The organism is Kribbella aluminosa (assembly GCF_017876295.1).
GTDB classification, from domain to species: domain Bacteria; phylum Actinomycetota; class Actinomycetes; order Propionibacteriales; family Kribbellaceae; genus Kribbella; species Kribbella aluminosa.
In genome coordinates this window covers 2834138-2850829 of record NZ_JAGINT010000001.1, presented here as the reverse complement: position 1 = coordinate 2850829, position 16692 = coordinate 2834138, and the positions used below count along the sequence as shown (strand labels likewise).

General features: G+C 66.5%; 9 protein-coding genes and 1 pseudogene. 2 read left to right on the top strand and 8 right to left on the bottom strand.

The window, feature by feature from the left end; genetic code table 11:
* Nucleotides 1–972 precede the first annotated feature (972 nt).
* Complete coding sequence (locus JOF29_RS13785; protein WP_209694589.1) at nt 973–1359, top strand: hypothetical protein; 387 nt, start codon at nt 973–975, stop codon at nt 1357–1359.
* A gap of 11 nt (nt 1360–1370) precedes the next feature.
* Nucleotides 1371–1859, top strand: coding sequence for a relaxase domain-containing protein (locus JOF29_RS13780; protein WP_209694588.1), 489 nt, complete (start codon nt 1371–1373; stop codon nt 1857–1859).
* A 1833-nt stretch (nt 1860–3692) separates the two neighbouring features.
* On the opposite strand, the gene JOF29_RS45285 is transcribed toward JOF29_RS13780, so the two are convergent.
* From JOF29_RS45285 to JOF29_RS13745, 8 genes and pseudogenes are all read right to left on the bottom strand, one after another.
* Complete coding sequence (locus tag JOF29_RS45285) at nt 3693–5561, bottom strand: RHS repeat-associated core domain-containing protein (RefSeq protein WP_307863316.1); 1869 nt, start codon at nt 5559–5561, stop codon at nt 3693–3695.
* Nucleotides 5506–10161 carry a DNRLRE domain-containing protein gene (locus JOF29_RS42990; RefSeq protein ID WP_307863315.1) on the bottom strand — a complete coding sequence of 1552 codons (4656 nt, stop codon included), beginning with the start codon at nt 10159–10161 and terminating at the stop codon, nt 5506–5508. Before JOF29_RS42990 ends, JOF29_RS45285 begins: the two co-directional genes overlap by 56 nt.
* 370 nt (nt 10162–10531) lie before the next feature.
* Nucleotides 10532–10900 (bottom strand): hypothetical protein, encoded by a 369-nt coding sequence (locus JOF29_RS13770; RefSeq protein WP_209694587.1) that lies wholly within the window; start codon nt 10898–10900, stop codon nt 10532–10534.
* Nucleotides 10897–12147: a type IV secretory system conjugative DNA transfer family protein gene (locus JOF29_RS13765; protein WP_209694586.1), complete on the bottom strand. Its 1251-nt coding sequence runs from the start codon at nt 12145–12147 to the stop codon at nt 10897–10899. The genes JOF29_RS13770 and JOF29_RS13765 overlap by 4 nt, the downstream gene beginning before the upstream one ends.
* A 505-nt stretch (nt 12148–12652) precedes the next feature.
* A complete protein-coding gene (locus JOF29_RS13760; protein ID WP_245357575.1) occupies nt 12653–14059 on the bottom strand; it encodes a putative type IV secretion/conjugal transfer ATPase in 1407 nt (468 codons plus the stop codon).
* The gene (locus tag JOF29_RS13755; RefSeq protein WP_307863558.1) at nt 14056–14856 is read right to left on the bottom strand and encodes an SCO6880 family protein; all 801 of its coding nucleotides are present in this window, start codon (nt 14854–14856) and stop codon (nt 14056–14058) included. The genes JOF29_RS13760 and JOF29_RS13755 overlap by 4 nt, the downstream gene beginning before the upstream one ends.
* A 49-nt stretch (nt 14857–14905) precedes the next feature.
* Nucleotides 14906–15496: pseudogene (locus JOF29_RS45950) on the bottom strand (SCO6880 family protein); the annotation flags it as partial.
* Nucleotides 15493–16680 carry a TrbL/VirB6 family protein gene (locus JOF29_RS13745; RefSeq protein ID WP_209694583.1) on the bottom strand — a complete coding sequence of 396 codons (1188 nt, stop codon included), beginning with the start codon at nt 16678–16680 and terminating at the stop codon, nt 15493–15495. The gene JOF29_RS13745 and the pseudogene JOF29_RS45950, both read right to left, overlap by 4 nt.
* Nucleotides 16681–16692: the final 12 nt, after the last annotated feature.

The window sequence follows — 16692 nt, the reverse complement described above, 5'->3', positions numbered from 1 at the left end:
AAGGGTTCGCGAACCAGCAGCTGGCGAGGGATGTGGCCTACTCGACCGTGCCGGCCCGTGAGCTTCGGTTGCGTGCGTTCGCCGGTCATGCGGAGACGTTTCCGTGGCAGTGGTCGGCGCATCCAGTCGATGAGTGGTTCAGTGATCTGCGCGCGATGCGCGCATATCGCGGGCCCGACCGTGCGCAACTGCCAGGTCGCGGTCCGCGGCTTGTGCCGCTACATGACCGACCCCGCCTACGGCTGGTTGCGCGAGTGCGAACGGTGGTTCGGGACGCACCTCGTCCAGGTGATTCACGAGGTTGACGCGGCCGCGCACCTGGCGGATTCCGACGCCGAACCGACGCGGCGGGCGTTCACCCGAGCCGAGTTGCAGGCGCTGTTGACCACGCCGACGACCAGGGTCGCTCGCAACGCCGCCTCGGTCACTAGGACTGGCTGCCGGCGTTCCGGGACGCGACGATCTTTAAGATCGCCTTCCGGTACGGCACCCGCCGTACCGGAACCGCGATGCTGGACGCCAACGATTTCGGCCCTAACCCCGACGGGCCGGAGTTCGGCGAGTACGGCGTCTGCTGCATCCGGCACGGCAAAGCCCAACGTGGGTCACCACCAAACGCGGCTCCGTGCTCACGGTCTGGACGTCGACGAGCGAGGTTCTCGAGCAGTGGTTCACCGAGATCCGCCCCCAGTTCGGACTGCAGAACAACCCGGCCGCCCGCCCGTCGGACCGCGGTCTGTAGGTCGGGCCGCAGCAACTGAATAAGTGGATGGCCGGCAGCACCTGGAAGACCTACGCCGCCGGCGACCATGCCGGCCGACCCCTACCACCACACAGGCCCTGACAAGAATCATCACCAACGCCAACTGTTGAGCACCGATGATTGGCGACAGCCGAATTGGACTGGCTACCGGTCTTCCGTCATCGAAACGCTTTCAAGCAGCCTGACGCGGGCCCAGGCGTTGAGCGTTCATGAGCCACACCGTGGGCAACTCCGAACGCAACAGCGATCGAGCATGCGAGCACTGCGCCGTGTTCTTCATCGCCCGTCGATCCGACCAACGGTTCTGCTCGGATCGTTGCCGACTGCGCCATTGGCGCTCGAAGAAGTCAGCTTCTTCCGTGGCCGCGAAGGAGGGCCTCTTAGCGGCATCGCACGTTCAGGCTGCCCGCGAGATCCTGCTGGGGCCGATCGATGCCGACCCACGGGCTGCTGTTGCCGAACGCGTTCGGGTGGCCCTCGCCGAACTGGCGAAACTCGAGCACGCGATCATCCGCCTTCAGCGTCAGAACGCCGCACCACGGTCAAGCAATCTGGTAGCCGGTATGCCGTCAGAGGATCGCGGTATCGAGTGCTGAGCATCCACCGAATGACTGCTGGCGACGGCTACGCATATCTGCTCAAACACGTTGCCGCGGGCGACGTCGACCGGCGTATGGCCACGTCACTCACCGCGCACTATGCGGCGTCCGGTTACCCGGCAGGCAGGTGGTTGGGACGTGGACTGAGCGGGCTCGGCAACGGACAGCTCACCGCGGGATCGGAGGTCACCGAGGAACAGATGGCCGCGCTGTTCGGGCGAGCAGAAGACCCAATCACGGGCACAACACTCGGCGAGCCGTACCGCATCTACAAGTCACCGAGCCAGAGCACTGCGGAGCAGGTGCGCGCCATCGATCCGGGCCTGCCGTCCGCCCTGCGTGACCTCGAGACCGAGCGGATACGCAACGCCGCGGCGCGGCAGAAGACGAAGCACGCCGTCGCCGGCTTCGACCTGACGTTCTCCCCGGTCAAGTCGGTATCGGCGCTCTGGGATCGCGCAACAACGCCAACTGATCCGCGACATCGCCGCCTATAGGGAGTGCTATCGGATCTCCAGCAACCACCCTCTCGGCCCGTCACCGACCGCCTCTGTAGGCGACCAACACGCACATCACGAACTCCTCAACAAGCGCTTGTCCGCATCGCTCACCGTCACACCTTCGAGGCCGCCATCCCCTGACAACCCACCGACCTCGAGAGCGATCGAGCAGTAGAGCCTGAGTTCGTGGTGCGGCCAAACTGGACAGAGCTCCCGCGCACGGCGCGCAGACCGTTCTGCGTACTGCAGTTTGCCGCGACGGTCAGCGAGCGGGTGTCGCCGTGCCGACGCCGAGGGCCGTCGAGGTCGGGGGCCGCGGCAGGTCAGCGTTCGCATTCAAGAGCTCTTCGAACCTGCAACCAGCGCGCTCCGACGCCTTAGGGCACATCGTTGAGCTGCTGCATCTCGCGGGCCCGCTGCTTGGCAGAACGAACAACCGCTGTCCGGTCGACGAACAGACACCCAACCGGTGCAATGCGACTACTCAACTAATCGATCCGAGGGCGAGCTCGTCAGCTAATCCTCGAGCCCCCGCCGACGCGCGATGCCCGAATGATCCTTACCGTGCACCTTCAACACCGTAAAGCGGCAGGGTATTTGGCATCGACGTCTCATCTTTCTCACGTCGCATCGCCTGCATCCCGTGGCATGTGCTAGTCATCAATCAAACCCAAGTGCAGCTGCGAGAAGTCCACATACGATCGCGAGTACGATACCGGTCCAACTCAGCGCCGAAAATCTCCGCATCCACTCACGGTCCGATAGCGACAGCAATCTCTCCTCAGTGCCACTTACGTGCAGGGCAACTAGCCATACGATCGCCGCAAACGCGGTCATTGGAGGTATGACACCAAGCGCGAACGCTGCTGCATAGACTGGTGTCGGCGGCAACGAGAAGAGCTTCACCAGTCCGAGTGCTGCGAGCAATCCAACTGCAAGCCCCGGCACAGTCAGCAAGACTGCATTTGGAACCATCCACGTCAGCAGCACACGCCGAGGCGTCCCGTTCGTTGCTCCGACCTCATCTTTCAAGGCCCGACGGAGGTTCACTCTGTCATGACCGTGGCTCTTCGCGCCCTGACGCACCATCACCTCGGCAAGACTCTGCAACGGCTAGTTCCATCCTCTCGCATCACTCACCGTGCTGGCAGCCCAACGGCCGTAGTCGCCCCACTGGAGCCGCCGCTCCCAACGATGGATCCGATGCAATCGATGCTCGAACTTCCTGGCCCGATTCAGGTATCGAAGGTACTGCTTACCGCGCGGCTTCCGCATTGCGCTTGATCTTGCCACGCCACAACTTGGACCCGGCCTTGGCAGCCTTGACGGCATACCGCAGCTTGGTCCCGACGCCGAAGCTCACCAACCCAACCCCTCCCACGCCGCCGCACGATAGTTTCCTTGGCGCACGTGGCCGTGCTGTGTCGTATGCACTTGAGACTGCCAACGCGACCCCGCATACGTCCCATTTTTCAATGCCGCCAGCGGGCCGGGCCGAAGGTGTCGGTCACCAGCGTGCCGGAGCCCTGTCGTCTACGTGCACAGCGACCAGAGTCCCGGAGAGATCAATGTCTGCGTTCAGGCGACTGCCGTCGGTGGTGCGCCCATATGACTAGACCAGCGAAGATGGCCATTCCGACCAGGAGGCCCAGGCCAGCGCCCAGCAGCCATTCGTCAAATATGGCCCCAATGCCACCGCCCATAATTGCACCAATGACAGCCAATGCAAAGAGTGCGTCCATGCCACGGCCGCCCCACCCCAAGTCCCAGAACAACTTGCGAAATTGCGGCATTGACATATGCATCACCATCATTGTCGAATTGCGTGGCCTAGTCGATTCCGAACCCGTAACCACCGAAGGCGCGCGTCCCCCAGATCGCCCCGTAAACTGCGGTTCTGGGGCTTCGGATGCGGCCACTGTACACATACCTGGTTCGGATCCGATGGATCCGGCCGCGCTTCGCACGCCTTGCCATCTTGCTCGCGCCAGTCCAAGCCGATCGACCGTAGCGACCCTTGTACAACTTTGCGGCTGCACTGAAGTACTTTCCACCGACGTACGAAGTTGCGGCTGCGAACAGGCTTCCCATCGCATTGCGGTAGTCACCCCCGATGCCATAACTCGCGGCTGAGATCAGGCCGGCTGCCATTCCAATCGGGCCTGGGATGAAGGAGACGTAGCTCGCGATCTTGCCGACTTTGCATGCCCACTTCTTCCAGCCGGAGCACTTCTTCTTGCCGTCGAGATCGAACTGATTCATTGGATCAGAAGGGTAGGTGTAGGCGTTCGCATTACCACCGGGAACTGGATCGATGGACGCAAACGCACCCGTTGCCGTGTTATACAGGCGGACACCCATGAGGATTAGTCCTGCTCCTGACACTGCACGCTGCTTAGCGCCGAGCCATCCGTAGTTCAGGATGCCTGTGCTCGCGGTCAGGTTGGTGACGTTGCCGTATTCGTCGTAGTTGTTCCAACCGACGATGCCTTCTGCAGCGGTACCGGCCGCCGGGATGTCGACGGTCGTGACGACGTCACCGTGTGGGTTGGCGATGGTGAGGTCGGCGCCGCTGGTCTGGTTGACAGTTAGGGCGAGGTCGCCGCCGATGAGCTCTGCGTAGCGTTGGGTGATGGTGCCTTGGGTGACCCAGGTGGGGTTGTCGGAGGTGTTGGCGTAGTGGCGGACTGTGTCCGTCGAGCCCGACGCGTTGCTGACGGTTTCGGTGGCTCGGCGGTCGAGTGCGTCGAGGGTGAAGCTCGTCGTGGTGCCGCCCTGTGTGATGGTGCGGGCGAGGTCGTTGTCGTAGTGGGCGAGGGTGACGTTGCCGTCGGTTGGGTGGGGGGCGTCCGCAGCTGGCAAGGTAGTGGTCCGGCCGAGGGCGTCGTAGCTGTATTTACCGGTGCCGTTTGCGCCAGTGATGGGGCGGTCGGCGGTGTCGAAGGCGCGGGTCACGGTCGCAGCGCCGGCGGTGGTGCACGAGCCGTCAGCTGCAGCCGGTGCGGTTGACTTAGCAAGCCGGTTGTCGTTGGCGTCGAAGCCGTAGCTGCGGGTCACGCAGGCCGTGACCGACGGGTCGTTGATGTCGGCGCCAGAGGTTGGGGCGGTGCGGTCGTTGACTTGGATGAGTCTGCCGACGTTGTCGTAGGTGTAGCGGCGGTCGTATGGGATGGCGCCGCCGGTTGTGGTGGTGAAGGCGCTGCCTTCGGGTGTCCATTCGTGGGTGACTCGGCCGGTGACGTCGTTCTGGAGGGACCAGGACAGCCATGGGCCGTTGGGGTCGACGGTGGTCGAGCCGTCGCTGTTGACGGTCGTGACTTGGCCGGTGTAGCTCAGGCCTGTTGGCTCGCCGGCGTTGTCGATGTCGCTTGTTTGGGTGACGCCGCCGGGCAGTTTCTGGGTGATTAGTGCACCGGTGGAGTCGTAGGCACCGGTGGAGGTCCAGGTTGAACCTGCGGTGGTGACGTCGACCTTGGTGACTTGGCCGCGGTGTTCGGTTTTGCCGTTGGCGTCGGTGCCGTCGTAGGTGTAGGCGGTGGTGCCGTTCGGGTCGGTCACCGAAGCGACATCACCGGCGGCGTTGTAGACGGTGGTGGTGGCCGCGTCGCCGGAGGGCTGGTAGGAGACCTGGCGTCCCCAGGTGTCATAGCCGGTCGTGATCGTGCCGGCAACAGTGTTGTCGGCGTTCGTCGCAGTCACCACGGTGGGCTGGCCGCTGATCGGGTCGTAGGTCGTGGTCTTGGTGGTATTCGGGGTCGACCCGGCCAGGGCCGGTGACGGTCGTCGTGGTCTTGCTGGTGCGGCCGTCGACCAGGTAGGTCGTGCTCGACTGTCGGGTGACGGCGCCGGACTTCTCTTCCACGAGGGTGGGTGAGAGGAGGTAGCTGAAGTTCGATGTCGTGGTTGACGGCAGACTTGGGCCCGAGCTCGGTGCCGCGGCGGGGTAGGTCTTGCAGACGAGGCCTGCCCACTGTGGCTTGGCGCCGCATTCGGGCGTGCCGGCGTTTGCGGCGGTCGTGTAGTAGATCGTTTTGGTGGTGCCGGCGTCGGCGCCGTTCGACTTGGGTTGCCGCGTCTCGATGACCTTGCCCTCGGCGTCGTAGCGGGTGACCTTGACGATGTCACCGGTTGCGTCGTCGCGCGGAGCGGTCGGGTTGGCGTCGGTCGTCGCGGTGGCGGGCAGGCTGAGCGCCCAGCCGGACATGTCGTTGTTGACGGGGTCCTTGTAGCCGGTGAGGGTGCGGCTGAGGGTCTCAAGGTTGCTGCCGGTCCCTGGGTCCTCGGCCGTGATCGTCACGGTGGTGCTGAGACGGTAGGGCAGGGTGGTGTCCGGGTTGATGCCGGCGTTGGGTGCGTCCTCGTCGTAGTCGGTGTGGGTGCGTGGCCGGGCCCAGGCGATCGAGCCGTTCCTCAGCGCGACCGATCTGGCCGGGCCGTAGGTGTCGGTCACCAGGGTCCCCGCAGGCGTGACCACGGCGTCTTTGGCTGCGTTCAGGATGTCGTCGTTATAGACGGTGATGGTCGCGAGCTGGTCGGCGGGCGTGTTGTTGTCGATGACCGCGCGCAGGGCACGCTCGTCGAACTGCCGAACGACGTTGCCTTGGGCGTTGTAGTCGGTCGCGGTCAGTTGCCAGTTCCCGGCGCCGTACTTGGCGGTGTTGACGGTGTAGCCGAGCGAGTCGGTGTATTGCAGGTCGGCGTACTGCCAGTCGTCTGCGGTTGGTGCTGCACTGAGCGGATGGTCCGGGCCGAAGACGGCGAACGCCTTGGTCGGTGCGGCGTTCTGGTTCCACTTCGCGACCGCGTCGGTCGACAGGTCCGCCACCCCGGCGCCCGATAGCGGGACGTTGTCGTAGATGTACTTGCCGAGGGTCGCCGTGCCGCCGGCCGGGTCACCGGCCGGTCGGGCGCGGGTGACGGAGTCGAGCTTCTCGGAGTCGTCGTTGGTCAGGTAGTTCAACTGGTAAGGCACCTGGCCCGCGGGGGTGATCGAGGTGAGATGGTTCATGCTGTTGTAGCCGTACTGCGTGGTCAGGTTCGAGCGCGGGTCGGTCACGGTCGCGAGCCGGCCGGACGCATCGTAGGTGTAGGTGGCGACCTTGACCGAGTCCATCTTGTCGGTGCCGGCCTTGTCGGGGTTGTAGATGTCGAGCCAGGCGTTCACGAGCCGGCCGTTCGCGGGGCCGCTGGTGCCGTAGTCGAACCGCAGCGCCCGGCAGCCCGGGGTCATCCCGGCTAGCGGGGAACCGGCGACGTAGGCGCCGCAGGTCACGCCCGGGGCCGGCGGCGCAAGGATCCGCGCTACCTTGCCGTTGTCGTAGGCGAAGGTCGTCTTGCCCGCGACGCCGGGCTCGGCGACGCCGGCGGCCTGGAACTTCACGTCGACGCCTGCCACGGGCGCGGTCGTCGTGGTCCAGGTGGTGATGGTTCCGTCGTCTTGGATGTAGGACAGCACCGGCGCGGCCGACGTTCCGGTGACGGTCAGCTTGGATCCGTCGAGTTCGGTGTCCTCATCGGCCGGCACCCACACCCCCGCCGCCAAGGAAGCACCGGTACGCCGCCCGGTGGGCGACTCGTACACCAGCGAGGTGCCGTCGCCGTCGATCAGCGCGATCGTGCCGTCGACCCGGCTGGAGTCGAACACCTGCATCCCGGCCGCACCGGCCTCCGCGCCGTCGAAATGCGCGGTCCAGCCCGGCCCGAACACGCCGCTGATGGTGTCGGTTGGGCCGGCGTAGGTCGAGTGTGATCGGGAGATCGACAGGTCGCCGGTGTAGCCAGGGACCGAGATGTCGGTGACGTCGGTGTTGAACTCGCCCGTCCACAGCGCAACTTGGCCGGGGCCGGCGTCGCTGACCGGGAAACCGTTGCCGAAGGCGTGCGGAAGGCGTTGCACTGTGGTGCCGGGGTTTTGGGACCAGGTGCACTGGGTCGAGGACGCGTAGGTGAAGCAGACCTGGATGTCCAGCTTGACCGGCAGCCGGTCGCTCAAGGTCGTCGGCTGGATCCCGGGGGTGTTGGGGTCTGAGTCCAGGGACGCGTCGACCGTGGCCTTCTTCGTGCTCCACGGCTCATCGACGGTGACACCCGCGGTGCCGTTGTCCTTGACGTTCAGCTCCGTGGCGTCCGTGGTCCAGCCGACCGTGTCGTTCGGGCTGCCGCCGTACCCCGAGGTCCGCCAGCGCACCTTCGCGGTCACGGTCGACGACTGGCCTTTCGGCGGGCCCGACGCGGTGATCTGGATGTTGTCGGTGGTGGTGATCTGCGGGTTCGCCGTCGGGGAGGTCATGTTCGAGCCGCCCCAGCCGAAGCTGTACGAGTTCCCGCCCGACTTGTTCCCCGCCGGCGTCTCGGCCGTCGCGGTGATCCGGTGCAACCCAGGAATGCCCTTGCTGAGGGTCACAGTGGTTCTCGCGATCGCCGGGTCGCTCGACGGCGTGATCTTCACCTGTCCAGGCACCGTCCCATCGGTTCCACCGCCGCCGTACGGCTGGCCGTCGACGGTCAGGCGGATGTACCCGGGAGCGTTGTAGCCGTCGCCGGTGGCGGTCACCGTGCAGACGACATCCGCCGTCGGCGGGTTGTCCTGCCAGGAGTTGATCACGTACGGGCTCGGGCACGAGACGCCCGGTTGCGCCGGTGTCACAGCGCCGATCCGCAGGCGGGTCTGGTAGCTCGTCCACGGGCCGTCGATGCTGCCGTCGTTCGCCTTCGCCCGGATGTACAGCAGCATGTTGTCCGGCAGCGGTGTCGAGGGCCGGCAACCAGCCGTCGTACCGGAGGCGTACACCGATGACGTGCACGTGCCCCAGACGTGAAGGGTGGGTCCGTCGCCGGTGAAGAACTCGAACACGTACTTCACCGTGTTACCGTCCGGATCCGTCGCCTTCGTCCGCACCCACGGGGTCGTCGACGGCGAGTACATGTACGAGTTCGAGTCATCCTTCACCGCATACGCGACCGCCTCGGTCGTCTCCACCGTCGCGGGGGCGTTCGGGGGCCGGTTCCAGGTGAACGAGATGTACGGGTCGGCCGGGCCGCCCGAGGCGTAGAAGCGCTTCCACGAGTTCACATCGGCCTCGTTCGCCGCGACCAGCGCCAGACCGCCGGTGTCATATGTCGCCTGCGACCAGGCCTTCGCGAGGCTGGTCATCGGGATCTCGATCCGCGCAGCCGGACAGGCGCTCGAGAAGCCCTTGGTGGCGTTCAGCGACCCGTACACCGAACCCAATGTGGGCTGGTTGGACCAGCGGGTCGCGGTCGAGACCGGCTGCACGGCCCGCACATTGACGACCGTCGGGGTGCAGGAGACGCCGCCGTACTGGTATACCGACAGGAACGACGACACCACGTCCTTGCCCTTGAACGGCGCGGTCGCGAAGTTCATGAACGTCCGCTCCGTCTTCGTCCCGTTCATCCCGACCCGCAGATCGATCGTCGCCGACAAGTCGTCCGGATAGGCCGACTGCACCCACGTGTCGAAACTCGGCAAAGTCGTCGACACCGCGTACGTCGGGTCCACCGTCACCGGGAACACCCGCGCCGGATCCATGAACCACTTGGCGTCCGGCGCGATCACGAGCGTCGCCTTACCCGGCGACGCCTGCTCGACCGACATCTTCACCGGCACGTTGTTCACCGGCATCTGCGTGTGCTCGTCCAGCACCGCGTCCCACATCTGACCCACCGGGATCCGCGACCGCACCACGTTCTTCGCATCGACGAACTCGATCGCGCCGTCGGCGTTCTGCCGGGCCGTCAAACCCTTCGTCCGCAACGGGATCCGCCACACCGGCGCCGCCGCAGGCCGCTCCTTGACGACCAGATCGGTCTCAAACCCGCTACGGCGCGCGTCGAGCTTCAGGTCCACGCCGGGCTGCACGTCGGCGTACGTCGCCTGGGTGCCCTCGATACTTGGCTCGGGCAGCTTCCATGGGGCCATCCACTCCACCTGACGGCCCGTTCCAGCGGTCGCCGACGCGAACACACCACCGGCCGCGCCGTTCCGTTTCCCCAACTGCAGACCGTGGCCGTGACCCCGAGGAGCGACCGTACCGTCGCTCCCCTTCGCCAGCGTCAGGTCGATCGACCGCCAGCCACCCGTGCCGTTCCTGAAACGGACCGGCGCCGCATGCGCCTCGGTCGTCATCGTCCCGTCCGGATTCGCCCACGTCGTCGACGTCTCCGAACGCAGCGACTCCACCTCAACCCGGGAGCCCTGCGACCGCGCCGACACCACCGCCGACACAAGATCCGGCCGCGAATCCACCCTCGCCACCGGCGGCTTCGGATCCGTCACCGGAGCCGCAACCGCAGGATCCTGCACCTCCAACGCCGTTGCCAGCAAGGAGAACGACACCACAGCCGCAGTGACACGAGACAGCCACTGCATTCGGGCACGCCGGGAACGAGACATGACAAACCCCACCTAACGCCGGCCCGGGGACAGGCACCGACAACTAGGCGGGTCATCGGGCTGGGCCAGTGACCGCTATATCGCTCCCCGACAACTCCCGTTACGTGATGCGCAACAAGTTGCAGCATTCTTGCGCGATCGACATTTTTCGGATAAAGAAGTCATCTATATCTGACGCTAATACATTGGGTATCAATGGGAATGCCCGCGCAGGTCGACCCGATGCATCCACGCACCTTGGGATCAAAGGCTCTCAGCTTTCAACCACTTGTTCAGGACGGTGGATTGTTCTGCTACAGCCAAGGACCGAGGTCCAGTCGCGGAGACGGCGGACAGCCAGCGTCAGGTCTCGGTGGAAGGCCAGTGGGTCCGAGGGTGCGGCATCGTCTTGGTAGCAGGATTCCCAGAAGGTGCGGAGGGCGGAGAGTTCCTCGACGATGGCGCCGTGGTGGGGCCAGCAGGGTGGGATGGCTTTGTGGTCGAGGTTGTAGCGGGTGGTGGCCCAGGTGACCCAGTCGGCGAGGCGTTCGAGCTCTTCGGTGGTGCTGGTGGGGTCTAGGTCGCGCCAGCAGACGATGTAGGGGTCGGTGGGGGCCGTGAAGACGAAGTCGTCGGGGTTCATCGGAGGATGGATTTGTCGATGCTGTCGCGGATTTGGTCGGCGTCGGGGCGGTCGTGCCAGGGGGTCATGGTGAGAAGGATGGGTGGGGCGGTGCGGGCGAGCAGGATGCCGGTGCCGAAGGGCAGGGTTCGAATGACGTCGGGTGGGAGGATGGGGATGCGGCGCGTGCTGGTGGAGGTGGTGCGGCCGCCGTCGGGGCCGCGGCTCCAGTTGCGGATCTCCTCGTCGCGTTCGCCGCAGACGGCGGCGAGGTCTTGGAGGTCGCGGGGTTGGGCGGAGCCACCAAGGATGAGGCGGAGGGTCGCGGCGTCCCACATCGCGGCGGCGGCTTGTTCGCCCCAGCGTTCGCGGGCTTGGGCGAGGGATTGGATGACGACGTGGGTGGAGATGCCGGAGCCGCCGCCGTCGGCCATGAGGCTGGGCAGGGACGGTACGGCGCAGAGGTTGGCGATCTCGTCGAGGACGAGGGCGAGTGGTGGTTCGAGGCGTCCGCCGGGGTTGTGGGCGGCGAGTTGGCGGGCGGTTTCCGTGATGTCTTCGAGAAGTGCCGCGATGAACGCTGAGGTGGCTGAGGCGCCGGCTCCGGTGCCGAGAAGATAGATGGTGCCGCGTTCGCGGATGAACTCGGCGGGGTCGAGGCCTTCGCCGGGTGGTGGGTCGAAGGATCGTCGTACGGCCGGATCGGCGAGCGCGGACAGTGCCGAGCGGACACCCGCCCAGATCGCGTCGCGGGTACGGCCGTCCATGCGGACGATCCCGTCGAGCGTGTCGCCCCAGCCTTCGGCTGCTTGGTCGGAGCGGTTGAGGATGGTGACGGCTTCGGTGGCCGAGGCTGGTTCGAGTCCCCATCGGTAGAGCTGAGCGATGCCCGCGTCATCGATCGCCGCGGCGTGCAGCAGGCCGCGGAGCGCCATTTCGGTTTGGCCATGCCAGAACGCGCCGTCGGTGACGCCGCCCTTGGTGAAGCCGGCGCCGGCGGCGAGTCCGCTGGCTCGGACCATCGCGGTCGTCGGGTTCTCGCAGCCGCGGACCGGTGACCAGCGGATACCTTCAACGCGTCCGAGGCCTTGGGGGTCGAAGACGGCGACCGGGCCGATCTCGCGGCGCAGTTCGAGGGTGGCGGCGAGGTTGTCGGGCCGGGTCGAGGTGGTGACGACGGCTCCTGGTGCGTCGATGATGCTGCCGATGATCTGGTGGAGGCCTTTGCCGGAGCGCGGTGGGCCGACGTCGATGCGGGAGTCCTCCACGGATGCCCAGCATTCTCTGCCGCGGGAGTGTCCCAGGAGGGTTCCGAGCTCGGTGGGATGCCGTGTCGGGGCCTGTGGCCGGGCTGCTCGTCCTCGTCGTACGACTTGCCTGCGCCCGACCGCGGCCTCGACCTCGGTTGGTGTGGCCAGACCGGGGCGTGCGGCGAGAGTGCGCCGCCGGTTCGCCGGGGTTGACCGGCGGCCTTGCCACAAGCGAGCGCCAAGCAGTCCGACGCAGATCGGCGTGGCAACAAGCACTGCGACGGCCAGCCAGTAGGTCACTGGTCCGAACTGCGCTGCGGTCATTCCGAAGGCGGTCGCGGGGTTGCCTGGGTGAAGTACGACTCGTGAGGCGTCGATCCATGCTGATTTTGGCCAGTGGCCAGTCGTCAGCAGGCTTGCGAGGCCGCCTGCCAGGTAGAGGATGCCGGTGCCGCAGAACATGACGCCGGCGCCGGTGATGAGGATGTCGGTGAAGTCTTGTGGGGGTCGTTGTTTCATGGCTCTACATCCGGGCGTCGGTGTCGAAGAGCTCGACTTCGCGGGCATGGCGGACAAGCTGTACGACGAACGAGCGGTTCGGGAGCCGCCACAGGGCACGGCCTTTCGGGAGCTTGGCGATCGTGGCGATCTCGACATCGGTGAGGCCGAGCAGGCTTGCGGTGCGCGAGAGCTGGTCGGATTCCTGGCGGAGCATGATCCGGGTCGAGCAGTCGGCCAGCAGTCCTTCGGCCAGGGCGCGGGCTTCGGAGCCGAGGTCGCCGACAGCTGCGAGGTCGGACAGGCGGTGGACGATCAGGATGTTCGAGACGCCCCAGGCGCGGGACAGTTTCCATTGCTCCTGCATCCGGCGCAGCAGTGCTGCGTCGCGCATGACGCGCCAACCCTCGTCGTACACGATGTACCGGTTGCCGCCCGCCGGATCGGCGACCGCGGCCTCGAGCCACGACGATGCGCAGGCCAGGGTGAGGCGCAGTGCTTCGTCGTTGCCGCCGGCGCCGAGCCAGGACGAGTCCAGGGTGACCATCGGCAGGGCAGGGTCGAACTCGGTCGTCGACGGGCCGTCGAACATCCCCGACAGGTCCCCGTGGACGAGCCGCCGGATCGCGTGCGCGACCTCGCGGCCGTCGTCGGTCAACGTCGTCGTCTGGAGACTCGCGCGCCGCGCGAACTCGGAGTCCGGCGTGAACAGCGCGACCACGACATCGGGGATCGTCGGTGTCGGGACCTGGCTGGAGACGGTCTCGAGGGCGAGGTCGAGCGCGGTGTGTTCGACGGCGGTCATCGGGCGTCCGAGGGTCGATTCGGCCAGGGTTCCGAGTAGTGCGCGGCGGCGGGACCAGACGATCCGCTGCCACTCCCCTACGTCGACCGTCGCCGGTCGACGTCCTGCGTCCAGTGGATTGAGCCGGGTTGGTAGTCCGGGCCCGAGTTTGATGGTTGCGCCGCCGATTGCCTCGGCGACCGCGGTCCACTCGCCCTTGGGATCGCACGGCACGTACGCTTTGTGGCCCAAGGCAACCGAACGCGTGATGAGCGCCTTTGCTGTTGACGACTTCCCGCTACCGATCACGCCGGCCAGCAGAATGTTCGGGTTGGTGATGACCCGGGCCTGGTACAGCACCCACGGGTCGTAGACGAACGATCCGCCGCTGAACACGTCAGACCCGATGTACGTGCCATCGGCTCCCAGTCCGCCCTCGGCGAGGAACGGGTACGCCACGCGAAGGATCCTGGTCGTCGCACGGTGCGTATCGACCCGCAGGCGCCAGCCCCGTCCGGTACCCGACTCGCCCTCGACAGCATCAGCCCTCGGCTTGGGCGGTACGTCGTACGCCGATCGCCGATTCGTACGCCGCGTAGCACGGTCTGTGCCGTCTTGCTCGAAGTAGGCCGAATGCCGCGTCGTCATCCGAGTCCCACCCCGAACGGCAGCGCAGCGGCGATGAAGCCCTCCAGCTGCTGGCCGACCAGCCGGCGCAGATCGAGCAGCGCCTGGGTGGCCGCGATCTCGATCTCCATGCAGGCGTCGTCGAGCGCGTCGTCGTTGTCGGCCGAGACGACCAGCAGGCCGAGCCACCGCACGTCGCCGTGACCGGCTCCGAGATCCCGCTCGCGCTGCGCCACGTCAGCGTCGAGCTGGCGGTCCTCCTCGGTCTCGAGCTGCCCGATCCTGGAGCGGGTCGCCCGGTCGCTAACACGCTCCACCTGATGGCGACGGGCGTCACGCAGTGCCTTCGCCATCGGGATCGGCTCCAGTACGAGCGTGAACGTACGCCGGATCCCGGGCTTCAAGAGCAACGGACTGAGGAACGACGGCGTCGCCCGGATCCTCGGCCACTCGGTGATGACGTACACCCGATGCAGCGACGTATCCGTGCGCAGCTGGTCCCAGCCGGCGTCGACCGCCAACGGGCCGGCGTCAACCGCATCGAGTGCCTCTGGGTTCGGGACCGTGCGTGTCGCGGCTGGATCGAACGCCGTACGCAAACTCGACGCTAGATCGCCGGCGCTCAGCCACGCTCCCGCGACCCCGGCGGCCGCGAGGGACGTCTGGAACGCGCGAGCCTCGGACTCCAGGACCGCCGCCGCACCGGTCAGGCCGCCGCCGTTCTTGCGAACCTCGCGTGACACCGCGTCGAGGTTCACGGCGAAGCTGAACAGCGTCTCGTGCCGGGCCGCGGTCGGCGCGGCCCTGGGCGAGCAGATCGGTGTAGACCTCCCCGGCCGGTGTGCGCGGGTCGACGTTGCGGGACTTGGCCCATTGCCCGAGCTCGTCGGCCGGATCCGGCAGAGTACGTTCCAGAATCTGTGCCCGGGCGATCCGATTGCCCTGACACAGGCCTGCGATCAGCCGCCCGTACGCCGCAACGCGCCGGTCCTGCTCGTCCGCGTTCTGCAGCAGGTGCGCAGGCCCTTCGATCCGTGCGACCGCGACCAAGCGACGTCGTCGCGGGTCATGGACCACGCCCAGGCCGGACGCGGACGTGATGATCCGCATCCGTCCGCCTTTGCCCGGCAACTGGAGACGCCCGTGCTGCCGCAGCTCGAGCACACGGGCGCGATACGACTGGCGACCGATCAAGGATCGCCAGGCATGGACGCCGCGAAGGAGCAGCCACCGGTAGACCGGTAGTTCCTCGGCCCGGCCGAACGCGATCATCATGCACAAGGACGCGGCGACGATGCTGCCGAGCCTGGTGATCGCGGAGGTCTCGGTGACGAAGGACAGGGTGACCGTGCCGATCGCGGCAAGCAGAAGCGCGACCTGTACCGGTCGAAGTCCGAGAAGTACGGCGTTCTGCTCCGGTCGCGGGAAGCGGGTCGACAGGGGGTCCGGCGTCGTCATCCCGCCTCCCCTTGTCCATTCTGTCCGGTGTCGCCGGGCTGGTCCTGTCCGGCGACTCGGTCGGCCGATGTCTGGGTCGTGTGGGCCGTGTCGGCAGGCGCGGTGGCCACGGAGTCGGGTCCGATGTTGCTCGTGGGCTGGTCCTGCGCGGTGGTGTCGTGGTTCGTCGGGCCGGTCGGAGCCGACTCGTCGTCCGCGTCGTCCAGCCCCGCGACGACAGCCCCTGGTCCGGAGCGCGATCCGGTGAAGTCGAACGCGGCCCACCGGTACGCCTGCTCGACGCGTGCCTTGACCGCCGACGCACCCGCCGTACCTTGCTGTAGGGCGTACAGCGCTGACTGGCTCTGGTCGCCGGCCCAGTGAATGAACGAGTACGTCGCCATCGGTGCGAAGGCGGCCATCGCGAACAGCAGGCTTCCGGCGAGGAATGTGCCGAGACTCGAGTCCCCGTTCTGGCTCGAGTTGCTCATGGCCGACAGGCCGAGCGCGAAGATCACCGCCATCACCATCTTGGAGAACAGCAGCGCGCCGACGAGTTCGACCCAGCGGCGCAGCCAGTGCCGGGTCGCCGACCAGGTCCAGCTGGCCATCGCGATCGGAGCCAGTACGACGAAAGCAGTCAGCGCGACCTCGCGGACGATCATGACGAAGTACAAGGCGATCGTCGCGAGGATCGCGAGCTGGATGGCCGTCAGCAGGACTCCGCCTTGTGGGTTCATCGAGGCCAGCGCCTTGGTCAGGTCGATGATCCTGCGGAAGCCCTTGGTCACCGAATCGCTCGTGCCCAGGATCGTCGTGGAGAGACGATCGACCATCTGACCGCATGACCCGACCACCGCGACCGCGAACGGCACACCGGCCGTCCCGAGGAGTGCTCCGAACACGGCCTGTCCGAGGCGGGCAGGCTCACGTCGGATCGCGGCCGCTGCGCACTGCAGTACGAACGCGATCACCAGCAGTGGCAGGGAGATCGTGACGATCAAGTCGAAGTTCTCCCGCCACCAGTGCTGGTTGAAGTCGGGCGTCGTACTGGCTGTGAACTTGTCGAATACCTTGGTCGTCATGTCCGTGAGGCCCTTGGCCAGCCAGTTGAGGATCCCGTCCCAGACCGTCTGACTGATCGCGTCTTTCCCCGCGGACGCAACGCATGCCTCGGGGTTGAAGAGGCAGTCCTTCCACGACATGTGCCGCTCCCT